The organism is Microcystis sp. LSC13-02, assembly GCA_002282935.1.
Taxonomy (GTDB): domain Bacteria; phylum Cyanobacteriota; class Cyanobacteriia; order Cyanobacteriales; family Microcystaceae; genus Microcystis.
On the sequence record MTBT01000065.1, the window covers coordinates 1 to 12,103 of the forward strand.

At 44.7% G+C, this 12,103-nt stretch carries 8 protein-coding genes; 5 read left to right on the plus strand and 3 right to left on the minus strand.

Annotated elements, in window-relative coordinates; all coding sequences use genetic code 11:
• Positions 1-355: 355 nt before the first annotated feature.
• On the plus strand, positions 356-1,597 hold the full coding sequence (argJ, locus tag BGL89_RS03820) for a bifunctional ornithine acetyltransferase/N-acetylglutamate synthase (RefSeq protein ID WP_286824521.1): 1,242 nt from the start codon (positions 356-358) through the stop codon (positions 1,595-1,597).
• 153 nt (positions 1,598-1,750) lie between these two features.
• Here argJ and BGL89_RS03825 read toward each other — a convergent pair whose 3' ends face one another.
• Positions 1,751-1,933 carry a hypothetical protein gene (locus tag BGL89_RS03825; RefSeq protein ID WP_286824522.1) on the minus strand — a complete coding sequence of 61 codons (183 nt, stop codon included), beginning with the start codon at positions 1,931-1,933 and terminating at the stop codon, positions 1,751-1,753.
• Positions 1,934-2,225: 292 nt separating this feature from the next.
• Between BGL89_RS03825 and BGL89_RS03830 the strand changes: the two genes are divergently transcribed.
• Positions 2,226-4,451, plus strand: a complete 2,226-nt coding sequence (locus BGL89_RS03830; RefSeq protein WP_353743908.1) for a glycosyltransferase family 2 protein — start codon at positions 2,226-2,228, stop codon at positions 4,449-4,451.
• A 171-nt stretch (positions 4,452-4,622) separates the two neighbouring features.
• Complete coding sequence (locus BGL89_RS03835) at positions 4,623-6,044, plus strand: DUF7305 domain-containing protein (protein WP_286824524.1); 1,422 nt, start codon at positions 4,623-4,625, stop codon at positions 6,042-6,044.
• A 76-nt stretch (positions 6,045-6,120) separates the two neighbouring features.
• On the opposite strand, the gene BGL89_RS03840 is transcribed toward BGL89_RS03835, so the two are convergent.
• Positions 6,121-6,867, minus strand: coding sequence for a DUF4079 domain-containing protein (locus tag BGL89_RS03840; RefSeq protein ID WP_286824525.1), 747 nt, complete (start codon positions 6,865-6,867; stop codon positions 6,121-6,123).
• Between the two features lie 273 nt (positions 6,868-7,140).
• Here BGL89_RS03840 and BGL89_RS03845 point away from each other — a divergent pair, with 273 nt between their 5' ends.
• Both BGL89_RS03845 and BGL89_RS03850 read left to right on the plus strand, forming a co-directional pair.
• Entirely contained in the window at positions 7,141-8,631 is a 1,491-nt protein-coding gene (locus BGL89_RS03845) for a UDP-N-acetylmuramoyl-L-alanyl-D-glutamate--2,6-diaminopimelate ligase (protein WP_286824526.1), read from the plus strand.
• A gap of 304 nt (positions 8,632-8,935) precedes the next feature.
• Positions 8,936-10,522 carry a serine/threonine-protein kinase gene (locus tag BGL89_RS03850; RefSeq protein WP_286824527.1) on the plus strand — a complete coding sequence of 529 codons (1,587 nt, stop codon included), beginning with the start codon at positions 8,936-8,938 and terminating at the stop codon, positions 10,520-10,522.
• A gap of 342 nt (positions 10,523-10,864) precedes the next feature.
• Here the strand turns inward: BGL89_RS03850 and BGL89_RS03855 are convergent, their stop codons facing one another.
• Positions 10,865-11,905, minus strand: a complete 1,041-nt coding sequence (locus BGL89_RS03855; RefSeq protein WP_286824528.1) for a fatty acid desaturase — start codon at positions 11,903-11,905, stop codon at positions 10,865-10,867.
• Positions 11,906-12,103: the final 198 nt, after the last annotated feature.

The following is a 12,103-nucleotide window of genomic DNA, read 5'->3' on the forward strand; positions in this document are numbered from 1 at the left end:
CTTTCGAGGGATTTCGCTAGAATACAGAAAGCGGTAAAGCGCGTAAAGTATCACGGAAACCTCTCGCTCCTTTGTACCTCGGAACAAATATTGCCCTTGAAAATGTAATGGTGACGGGTCAAGCAGCATAGAAGCTTAACAGCTAAGGTCAATTCTGCCCACAAATAAAATTCAGCTACGTCCGGGCAGTCGGTAGACGTTAAACTAAAACTCTTGTGGATTCGGTCTGACGGGGGCATAGTCTTCGGATTGTGTCTAGTTAAGAGGAGTAGAAGCAAGAATCTTCCGTCAAGCTAGGCTGTGACGGCGAGAGTGTCAAAATCGAGTGTCGAATTTGAGTAGGAGACGGGAGAAAATGGCCGATTGGCAGGAAATAGAGGGGGGGATCACCGCCCCAAAAGGATTTAAATCCGCAGGGATGGCCGCGGGGCTAAAACCGTCCGGTTTGCCCGATTTAGCCCTAATTGTCTCGGAAACAGAAGCGATCGCCGCTGGAGTTTTTACCACCAGTCAAGTGCGCGCCGCTTGCGTCGATTATTGCCGTCAACGCCTACAAACTAAAGCCAGCGCCAGGGCGATTTTGTGTAATGCCGGCCAAGCAAACGCCGCCACGGGGGAAGCCGGGTGGCAAGATGCTCTCGATAGTGCCGCTGCCTTGAGCCAAGTTTTAGGGATTCCCGCCGATGCAATTTTGCTGGCTTCTACGGGAGTCATCGGGCAACGGATTCGCATGGATGCGTTAACCGCCGCTTTACCGACCTTAGTGGGTTTATTGTCGGAAAATGGTGGCGAAAGCACGGCCCGGGCGATTATGACCACGGATCTAGTCCCCAAATCGATCGCCTTGCAAACCACTATCGAGGGTCGTCCGGTCACAATTGGGGGAATTGCCAAGGGATCGGGGATGATTCACCCGAATATGGCGACGATGCTCTCCTTTATTACCTGTGATGCCGCAGTATCGACGGTTCTCTGGCAAAATATGTTAAGTCGGGCGGCCAATAAAAGTTTTAATCAGATCACGGTAGATGGGGACACCAGTACCAATGACAGTCTGATCGCCTTGGCTAACGGTCAATCGCGCACCACAGCCATCACAGAAATGGGCCGGGATGCCCAAAAGTTAGAGGCCATGTTAACGGAAGTTTGTCAATATTTGGCGAAAGCGATCGCCCGGGATGGGGAAGGGGCAACCTGTTTAATGGAAGTGCGGGTTTCGGGGGCGGCCGATGAGCAGTCCGCTCGTCAGATCGCTCGCACCATTGCGGGTTCTTCCTTGGTAAAATCGGCGGTTTTCGGTCGAGATCCCAACTGGGGACGAATTGCGGCGGCCGCAGGCCGGGCCGGGGTCGTCTTCCATCAAGAAGACCTGCAAATTAAGTTAGGCGACTTCGTGATGATGGAAAATGGCCAACCTCTGGCGTTCGATCGAGCTAGTGCCAGTAATTACCTGAAAGCGGCAGCAACGGGGGCTTATTTACAAGAAGATACCGTTTTAATGTCTATCTGTATCGGTAACGGTTCGGGAACGGGTACGGCTTGGGGTTGCGATCTTAGTTACGATTACGTCAAAATTAACGCCGAGTACACCACCTAGAGCGATCAAACGGTTCTGTAAACAGGCTCTCTTGTCTTTGCTGAATTGTATCGCAACAGCTTGACCAAAGGTTGACGGCAGCATCTAGTCTATACTGGCAATCTCGACGATCAATCCTGTTGATCACACACCATCCAAGAGAGCCGATTACCCTTAATTAATCTTTTCAATCACCGCTTGTCCTAGTTGAATCAACTCAAAACCGATAAAAAGGCTTAAAATCATAGTGACAGCCTGATTAAGTAGGGGTATATTGCCTTTGCCTAGAACAGAAGCGACGAATTTGACCACAACTAAAACGAGAGCGCTAACAACGGCGATTTTGACGGCTATCATAGATTAATTTTTCCTCACGGTTAACCAAAGTATACTATGTTCCTGACGGGGTGACAAGCAGATTGAAAGTGAGACAGGGTGTGGGGGGTAGGGTGTAAGGAGCAACAATCCATAACTGGGTTTTTAAAGTTCGATTTGTCTCGTTACAAGGTAGAACCTCCGCAAATGCGTTCCAAGGGTTTCCCATAAAACGATTTAGTATCATTCCCAAGTATGAGAAAGCTGCCCAATGCCCAGGTTTTTGTTAAGAATTGTAAAATGTAGTTAGATTTATTTGCTCAGAAGGGGATTTATGTCTAACAAAGAGTCGATTTTTCCGTTCCCTCAAAAACCAGTGTATTCCTCCGTATTCAAGTCGATTTTAGCGATAATATCAGTTATCTTAATTATGTTAGCAGTGATCGGCGGGCTAATGATGGTCAGTTTATCATTATCTTGGCCAGAACACAATATTTATCGATTACTCCTTGGCTTAGTAGAAGATTTTTTTAACCCCTTTGCTTGGATCAAAGTTCCCACGGTTGCTCATAGCTATCAATTATTATTACCCACGGTTATCCTGCTAATTTTTACGCAGTTAATCATTTTCTTGTCTCCGCGTCCGCAAGTTTGGTCAAGATTAGTCATTATTTCTATCACTCTAGCTATCACCCTGCGCTATCTAGTTTGGAGAATTCTGGCCACCTTAAATCTTTCCACCCCTCTCAATGGCTTTTTTAGTTTACTACTTTTAGGCATTGAGATGATAGTTTTAAGTAGTAGCATGATTCAGTTAGTTTTAGTCTTAACCACGAAAGATAGACGCAAAGAAGCTGATTTTTATAGCCAAGGGGTGATCAATAAACAGTATTTGCCCACGGTAGATATCCTGATTCCTACCTATAATGAGCCAGCCTTCATTTTAACAAGAACTATTATCGGTTGTCAAGCCCTTAATTATCCTCATAAAAATATTTATATTCTCGATGATACCCAGAGATCAGAAATTAATCAATTGGCAGAAAAATTAAATTGTCATTATCTGACTCGTGAGGATAGAAAAAACGCTAAAGCAGGTAATTTAAACCATGCTCTCAGACAAACCCAAGGGGAATTAGTGGTAGTTTTTGATGCAGATTTTATCCCTTGTAGTAACTTTCTAGAAAGAACTGTTGGCTGGTTTCAAAACCCGAAAATTGCCTTAGTGCAAACTCCCCAAAGCTTTTATAATGCCGATCCTATTGCCCATAACTTAGGTTTAGAAAATATCGTTACTCCCGACGAAGAATTATTTTATCGTCATATCCAACCAGCTAAAGATGGGGTGGGTAGTCCTGTCTGTGCTGGCACTTCTTTTATTGTCAGAAGAAAAGCATTAGAGGAAGTGGAATACTTTAATACAGAATCTATTAGTGAAGACTATTTTACTGGGATTGCTATCTCTGCGAAAGGTTATGAAGTTATTTACTTAAATGAAAAACTCAGCGCTGGTTTATCTGCCGAAAGTTTATCAGCTTATTTACGGCAAAGATTGCGCTGGGCAAGAGGAACGTTACAGGCATTTTTTATCAAAGCTAATCCCCTAAAAATTGCGGGATTAACTCTCCCCCAAAGATTAGCTCATCTGGAAGGAATATTATCTTGGTTTTCTCCCTTAGCTCGTTTATTTTCTCTACTTATTCCTCTCCTTTATACCTTTGGATATATAGTACCTTTGAACGTTACCATCGATGAGACAATCTATATCTTTTTACCCTACATGATGCTGCAGTTAGCCACTTATCACTGGTTAAATTCTCGCTCGCGCTCGATTGTTTTTTCTGAGGTACTATCGATGATTATTTGTGTACCTACATCCCTAACAGTTCTCCATGTTCTTTGGAAACCCTTTGACAAAGGATTTCAGGTGACACCGAAGGGAATTGCTCGCCAAAATTATCAATATAATTGGCGTTTATCCTACCCATTGCTGTTTTTTCTCACTATTACTTTAATTAGTATTTTCTTTAATTTACGCCATCATAATTATCAAGAAAGTCCCCTAAATTTTGGCTTGATTTTGGCTATATATAACGTGGTTATTATCATGACTGCTTTAGTGGCTTTATTGGAAGCTCCCCTCACCATAGAAACTCAATACCAATTGCTGGAATATCCGGTTCACTTGATAACAGAATCGGATATAATCATACAGGGCAATCTGAAAAAACTTTCGGAAATAGGGGCAGAAATTCACCTGAGGGAACCCATCTACTCAGAAAAATTACTCCTAGATATTTTAGGCGAAGATTTGCGCCTATCGTCTCATCTAGTCAATCTAGAAAAACGAGGAAAAATCTGGCAAGCAACCCTTAAATTCCAGCAACTTACCCTATCAGACCAGAGAAAACTAATTACTTTTCTATTCTGTCGTCCCCAGCGCTGGGTTCTGAAAAATACGGCGGGAGAATTACAATCCCTTTGGTTATTAATTATCAGCTTTTTTCGGGGGATAGGCTTGATTTGTCGGGCAATTCTGAATCGAAAAACAGCCCCTTAGTTCAGTCAAAAATCGAAAATACTTATCGAAAAATTACTGGCTGCTTATCGTATCAACTGGCTTTTGTCTGTGATTTTACTCACATAGCTATTCCTGTATTATCACAGTTGTCACTTAACCAAAACTTGACAGTATTATAGTAAGAGTAACCATTCTTAGATGGACTGGCTTATGAACAATCGTTTATATCTTCACCTGATGGCTAATAAGGAAAAAGGGTTTGCCTTGCCTCTTGCCATGTTAATTGGACTTATCCTGATGGTGACAGGAATGACTATGATGATGCGCGCCCAAGGAGACCAATCGAAAGTAATTGCCCAAAATGCCCGGGCTGATGCTTTCAGAAGTTCCGAAGTGGGGCTGGCTCGCGTGCAGGATCTACTCAATAGTGTTCGAGTTATGGCGACGGTTGGTAGTAAATGTACTTCTGGTGACACTGGTGACAATTGTTGGGAGAAGGCCGAAGTGGTTACTGATCCCAGTACCGATTTACAAAGACATTTGAAAAAATTAGTCGCCGCCGCCCCCTCCTGTAGTAATCCCAACGATGCTGCTACCTTGACGGCAAAAATCAATGAATTAAGAGGTTTGAGCGAAAATAAATGGTTTGAGCTCGGTAATAATCGTTATTATCGCGTGGTTGGATACGATTATAGTATTGGGACTGGCAGGGGAGTTCTCACCCTCGAAGGACTTTCCCGCACCAGTGCCGCAAAAGACCTAACTAAGACTCTTCCCGATATAGATAGTGACGACAATGCCGCCTCCCGTAACCGCGTGGTGGTAACTATCCCTATTCTTGATTCCCCTCCCCTCGCATTTAACCGCACCACGGTCCCAGCTTTATGGATAAGTGACGGAACGGTGGACGATGGTGCTACATTTGACGGGGATGTAGTGGAGAAAGTGGCGAGTCCAGGATGTAATATTAACCAAACTAAGATTAAAAAGCCCACCAGCGACTACACAGCACAATTTGTCGGTGTGTTTTTCCCCAATTTACCGCCGATTCCCGACAGTATTCCCCCTGTTCAGAAAAATCTGGCACTTACCACTTCTGAAACTTTTCCCAGAACAGGAGACACAGCCACTACCCGCACGATTAACGGTGAAAGCGTAAAGGTGTACGAGTATATCGTTGATAATATCAACTTGAGTGGTAGCGATAAGATTACCATTACTCCGGGGAACCGGGTAGTTTTTTATGTTAAAGGTAATATTAAAGGTGCCATCGAACACGATTGTGGTACTACGACTGGCTGTAAATCGGGCAATCTACAAATTTATGCCAATGGATCAGGTTCCATTTGTCTGACAGGAAACCAAAAACTACAAGCGTTTATCTTTGCTCCTGACTATTCCCTCGGTAAAACCGATGATGGTACTTTTATCGGTGCTGCCTGGGGTAAAAAATGGGGCCCAATTCCAGGCTGTCCCTCAAGTAGCGTTGCTGTAGCTGTGACCCAGACCAAAGGGGTAGAATGGACTGAATTAATCCAAGACCTGAAACCCAAATTTCCCGAACTCGGTAAGATTGCCAATTGGTGCGAGGAACCCACCAACACCGATGCAGGTAAATCTGAGTGTGATTAATTTCCCGACTGCTTCACCCTCTCCCAGTCCCTGAAAAACTTGAATAGAGAAGGGGTAGATTCAGTCCATCCTTTTTTTAACTTATCGGGTTGATGAGGGGGGTTTGGGATTTCGGTTCAGGACAGGTTTTATTGGTGAAATCACAGCGATAAATTGCCGGTTTTTGCCAACTGAGGGGAATTTCCAGCAAATCCCTCGAACCGGTCATCGCTTGTCCTAGAAAGAGAGCCAGAGCAATACAATTGAGAATTGTATGGGCAATGCGCCAACGATGGGAACGGTCTTTATAGATATCTTCGACAATTGCCAGAGAGAAAATCATCAGTAATGATGCCGCCATGCCGATATAGTAGTGAGACCAGTACCATTGGGCCGAGAGTCGCCAGACTCCATCCTGAGCACCGATAATAATTAAACCCATGCCAGTCAAGGTGGCAAAAATTCCGCGCCAGAGGGCTTGTCTAGCGCGGTAGAGACAGACCAAAGAGGCAATGGTGACAAAAAACATCAAAATCACAAAAATGACCAGAAAGGGGTCTAATTTTCCCGCTTTTTGTTTATCGACAAAACCATTAAAACCGTAAACGACCGAGTAAGCTAGTGCTAAAAGGTTAACCCCTACCACTGTACCCGTTAACCAGCGGCCTAAGCGTAGATGTTCGGGTCCAACCACTGGGGGAATTTTACTTTTATTTCCTGCAGCGGTTTCTAGGCGACGTTGACGGGTTTGCCAAGCAAAGTTGACTACGAGGCCGATAATAGGGAAAACGACCACTATTGCTAGGACAGGATGAATGAGAGCCAGAAAATCGACGAATTGCATATAAATATCCCGAAAATAGTCAGCAGAAAATCGTCAATAGTTGACAAGCTATAGCCTTGTTTTTTTCAGCTTATCGCAGATATCAGGGGGCAGGGGCAGGGGGCAAAAGGCAGGAGATAGGGTGATAGGGTGATAGGGTGATGAGACAGCTTCCCCACTACCCCACTACCCCACTACCCCACTACCCCACACCCCCACTTCCCATTTCGGACGAGGAACCTCTTTGATAATCGGCTAATCTAAAAGCAGCAATCCCTAGATTCAATCCTGACTATGAAACTACAAGAACTTTTGACGAATATCACTCTGGTTTCCCCGATTTCTTCTCCTATCGCTTCTATTACCGAGATTACGGGAATTTCCACCAACTCCCATGCTTGTCAACCCGGAGATTTATTTATCGGTTTACCCGGTAGTCGCGTCGATGGGGGCGAATTTTGGCGTTCTGCTTTGGAAACCGGGGCTGTAGCGGCGATTATTTCTCCGGCAGCCGCCGCTAAATTTCCCCCCCCGGAGGATGCTTCGGTAATGGTTGTGGCAGATTTAGTTACTGCCGCCGCTGCGATCGCTGCTAAATTCTATCATTATCCTGCCCAAACCCTAAAATTAATCGGTGTGACGGGAACTAACGGCAAAACCACCACCACCCATTTAATTGAATATTTTCTCAGCCAAGCAAAGATTCCCACCGCTTTATTCGGTACTCTTTACACCCGTTGGCAAGGATTCCAAGAAACCGCTAATCATACCACCCCTTTCGCTAACGAGTTACAAGCTAGTTTAGCCAAAGCGGTGAGCGCCGGCAATGAAATCGCCGTCATGGAAGTTAGTTCCCATGCACTGGCCCAGGGACGGGTACAGGGTTGTACTTTTCCCGTGACGGTGTTTACCAATCTCACCAGAGACCATCTCGATTATCACCTCGATATGGAAGATTATTTTGCCGCTAAAGCTAAATTATTTAGTCCCGATTATCTGCAAGGGAAGGCGATTATTAACCTTGATGATGCCTATGGTCAACGTTTAGCGGCCTCCCTGTCTCCCCAACAGGTTTTAACCTATAGTGTGTCCGATGCTAGTGCCGATTTTTATACTAAGGATTTACAATATCAACCCACGGGAGTTGAAGGGGTGATGGTGACTCCCCAAGGGGAAATAGCCTTTGCTTCTCCTCTGGTGGGTCAATATAATCTGGCTAACCTCTTGGCGGCGGTGGCGGCAGTGTTAGAATGTGGTGTAGATTTAGGGAAAGTAATCAGTCAAATTCCCCAGTTTTCAGGAGTACCGGGGCGGATGGAACGGGTTAGCACCGCTCCCGACCAAGATATCAGCGTCATTGTCGATTATGCCCATACTCCCGACAGTTTAGAGAATGTTTTAAAAGCTTCCCGGCCCTTTATTTCTGGTCGGATGATTTGTGTTTTTGGTTGTGGCGGCGATCGCGATCGGACAAAACGGCCGTTAATGGGTAAAATAGCCGCAGAATTAGCAGATTTAGCCATAGTTACCTCCGATAATCCCCGCACAGAGGCTCCCGAACGAATCCTTCAGGATATCGTCGCTGGCATTCCCTCAGAAATTACTGTTCAGGTAATTAGTGATCGCGCTTTGGCCATTGACACGGCTATTCAAGCAGCGCAACCGGGAGACGGGGTAATTATTGCGGGTAAAGGTCACGAAGATTATCAAATTTTGGGGACGGAAAAAATCCATTTCGATGACCGCGAACAGGCCCGGGCCGCTTTGATGAAAGTGAAAAATTGATGGGGGGTGATGAATTATCAAGAAAAGCTAACATTAGTTGACAATTGGCACAAGTAGCCAATGTTAAAATCTGTGATAGACTGGGAGAGTTTAGGTGAAAATCCTCGTTAGGGGGCAACCGCTATCTTGATAAGTGGCCCCCTGTCTTGACTAAGCAATGACACAAAAAAGGCGTTACACGCGCTTTGATTGTCTGAGGCCTCTGGCTTTAGACTTTGGGAGATACCCCCTCTTGAGGACAATCTCTTAAAGTGCATTGTTAGGGTGTGTTAGTAAAAAAGTATCGGTCAATTGGTGAATCTAGATGACCTACTGCCTTAATCCCAACTGTACTCAACCGAAAAACGCCCCGACAGCGTTAATCTGCGAGAGTTGCGGTTCAAAACTTCTTCTGCACGACCGCTATCAAACTCTAGGCATTTTGGGGAAAGGAGGGTTTGGGACAACTTTTGTTTCATCGGATCTGTCCCTACCAGATAAGCCCCTCTGTGTGGTCAAACAACTGCAACCTCCCTCTAAAGAGGCTAGTGTTTTTCGCATGGCGAGGGAACTTTTTAAGCGAGAAGCGGAAACCTTGGCAAAACTGGGAGTTCATCCGCAGATTCCCCGATTATTGGACTATTTTGAAGATAATCAACAGTTTTATCTAGTTCAAGAATACCTTAAAGGTCATAACCTGCACCAAGAGGTCAAAAAACGCGGGCCGTTTAGCGAAGCGGGAGTCAAACAGTTTTTAAGTGAACTCTTGCCGGTTTTGCAATATGTCCACGAGCAAAAGGTAATTCATCGGGATATCAAACCCGCTAACCTAATTCGTCGGCGAACAGACCGAAAATTGATTCTGATTGACTTCGGGGCCGTCAAAAATCAAGTTAATCCCGTCATGGCCAATGCCGATTCTCAAACCGCTTTCACTAATTTTGCCGTGGGTACCCAAGGTTTTGCCCCCCCCGAACAGATGGCCATGCGTCCCGTTTACGCTAGTGATATCTACGCGGTGGGAGCTACCTGTCTCTATCTACTCACGGGCAAATCTCCTAAAACGATCGAAGTTGATGTTAATACAGGTGAATTACTCTGGGAAAAATTAGTCAAGGTGAGTCCCCCGTTTGCTAAAGTCCTGAAAACAATGCTGGAAGTCTCTGTCCGTCATCGCTACAAATCCGCTCAAGAGGTAATGGATGCTTTAGACATGACGGCTTATGCCGACAGTCTAGCCCAAAGTTTAATCGCCGCTCCAATGGTTACTTCCCAGCCCCCCCGACAAGATTCAGGTTCGATAGCCACTTCCTCCGTTTCTGGCCCTCTCAAGTCTAAATTTCGTCCCAAAAATAAAAATCCAGAGGCCTCTCCAGATAATATGCTGGGGGGACAGATGGCTTTTTCAATGTTTAATACAAATGTATTGAATAAAAGTAAAGCCCGCAGCAGCACAGAGCTAACCTTACTGAAGAAAAAACCCCGCTTAGATGAAAAAGCGATTCTCGATGCTTACAATAACGGCCGGCGCAATTTCGCCCAAGAGGAATTACCAAATCTCAATCTGGCCAAAGCCAAACTTTTGGGGGTAAATTTCTGTCAATCCAAATTAACAGGAGCTAATTTACAAGGGGCAGATCTGTCCAATGCGGATCTGGGCCGGGCTAATCTCAGTCAAGCTATTCTCAAAAGTACCAATTTAAATAATGCCTATCTCGGTTATGCAGACCTAGAAAAGGCCGATTTACGCGGGGCTAATCTCACCGGCACCCATCTTCGCTACGCTAATCTCAAAGATGCTAATCTTTGCGGGGCTAATCTCTCTGATGCCCAAGTAACTCAAGAACAAATCGCCCTGGCAAAAACCAATTGGTTCACAGTTATGCCCAATGGTAAACGCGGTTCCTGGTAATCTTTTTTCAGTGATCACTAAACAGTAATCAGTAAACAGTGAAAAGACAGTAGGAAACTTCTATTTAGGGTCTGCTGAATAAATCTAAAAACCTTGTTGGGTAAGACTTTTAGACTTTTTGTCAATCAAAAAGTACCGGACTGGGCGTGATCAGGGGGAAAATTCCGGGACTTTTTCCCTGAAAATTAGGTAATTGAGCAGATGAAAATCGGTCAAACCCTACACCCCACACCCCACACCCTACCCCCAAGAAAAACTTTTTCACCAGACCCTATTTAATACTGTCACTTCAAACTCAAATCTGATAGCTGATAACTTACCCACTGATAACTGATAACTGATTTAACCGCGGCTTTCCTTAAAGGTTTTGTAGGCGGTTTCGGAGTCGAAAATATGGCAATAATCAACGATTCGCTGCATTAATGCCCAAGAAAACTCGGTTTCTTTCAGGTGACTACCCCAATTTTCTTTGAGACTAGCGTGAACTTTGCGGAGGTTATAGGAAGGAATCGCCGTCGAGATATGATGGGGGATATGGACATTAATATCGTGACAGAGAATTTCTACCCAACGGGGATAGCTACAGTGAACTGTCCCTTCTAGTTGCGCTAAAGCTTGATTCCAGTCTTCGGGATAGGAAAATTGAATATCCGGGTCCGTGTGATGGACAAGGGTAAAGGTACTCATCCAAAAATGATAGACAAACCAAGGTACCACCCAAAATTTAACCAATCCCCAGACACCAGTGTAGAAAATGAGGGTTGGGAAAAAAATAGCGGCAAAAACTAGGACGACAATCATCGAAAAGCGCGCTTTTTCCCGTTCGTTCTCCTTGAATTGTTCGATGTTGAAGTGTAGAATAGCCCAGTGGGCGATCGAACCAAGCCACCAGAAACGTCCGCGAATGCCGCGATAAAAGAGACGCACTAGGGGATTAGCTGAGTTAAAAGCTTCTAATTCCCACGGATCCCAAGCATTATCTATAGTTACCATGTTAGTTTTAGTATGATGGCGATCGTGCAGGAAACGCCAGCAGTGGAAGGGATAGATAAGCGGTAAGAGGAAAATATGACCGACAAGATCATTAACCCAGCGTCGATTAGCAAAAGACCGATGACCGCAATCATGCGCGATCACAAAGAATCCCGTTAAAGCTGTACCAGTGAAAATCCAAGCTAAAGGCAGTAAATACCAGGGAGAATAAACTAGCATTGCATAACCGGACATGACCGCCAAAATATTCGTAATCACTCCAAACCAAGCTTTAACCTGGTCTTTCTGGAAATATTCTTTGGGAATGCTTTTAATAATATCTTTCAGTTTAAAGTCTGGCTCGATCGAGGTGATCAACTCCCCATACAATTTATCCGTCGTTGCCGTCATGAAATCTCCAATTACACTTAGGTGAACCCTTGACAAGAAATCAGCTAGGAGGTGCGGCTAAATTCTGCTCCCTACCACAAGCCAATTTTTTTGTCAACATATTTTTAACTTTAATTAATAAACTTCCGCGAAGCTTAATAATCCTTTACTTTATATACCATAAGAGGAGATTTTCTGTTTTGGCCAAATTTGCCTTTT

What these genes read in the sequence shown, in the direction of transcription:
- argJ (WP_286824521.1), top strand. Translation starts at nt 356, where the DNA reads ATGGCCGATTGGCAGGAAATAGAGGGGGGGATCACCGCCCCAAAAGGA.
- BGL89_RS03825 (WP_286824522.1), bottom strand. Translation starts at nt 1,933, where the DNA reads ATGATAGCCGTCAAAATCGCCGTTGTTAGCGCTCTCGTTTTAGTTGTG.
- BGL89_RS03830 (WP_353743908.1), top strand. Translation starts at nt 2,226, where the DNA reads ATGTCTAACAAAGAGTCGATTTTTCCGTTCCCTCAAAAACCAGTGTAT.
- BGL89_RS03835 (WP_286824524.1), top strand. Translation starts at nt 4,623, where the DNA reads ATGAACAATCGTTTATATCTTCACCTGATGGCTAATAAGGAAAAAGGG.
- BGL89_RS03840 (WP_286824525.1), bottom strand. Translation starts at nt 6,867, where the DNA reads ATGCAATTCGTCGATTTTCTGGCTCTCATTCATCCTGTCCTAGCAATA.
- BGL89_RS03845 (WP_286824526.1), top strand. Translation starts at nt 7,141, where the DNA reads ATGAAACTACAAGAACTTTTGACGAATATCACTCTGGTTTCCCCGATT.
- BGL89_RS03850 (WP_286824527.1), top strand. Translation starts at nt 8,936, where the DNA reads ATGACCTACTGCCTTAATCCCAACTGTACTCAACCGAAAAACGCCCCG.
- BGL89_RS03855 (WP_286824528.1), bottom strand. Translation starts at nt 11,905, where the DNA reads ATGACGGCAACGACGGATAAATTGTATGGGGAGTTGATCACCTCGATC.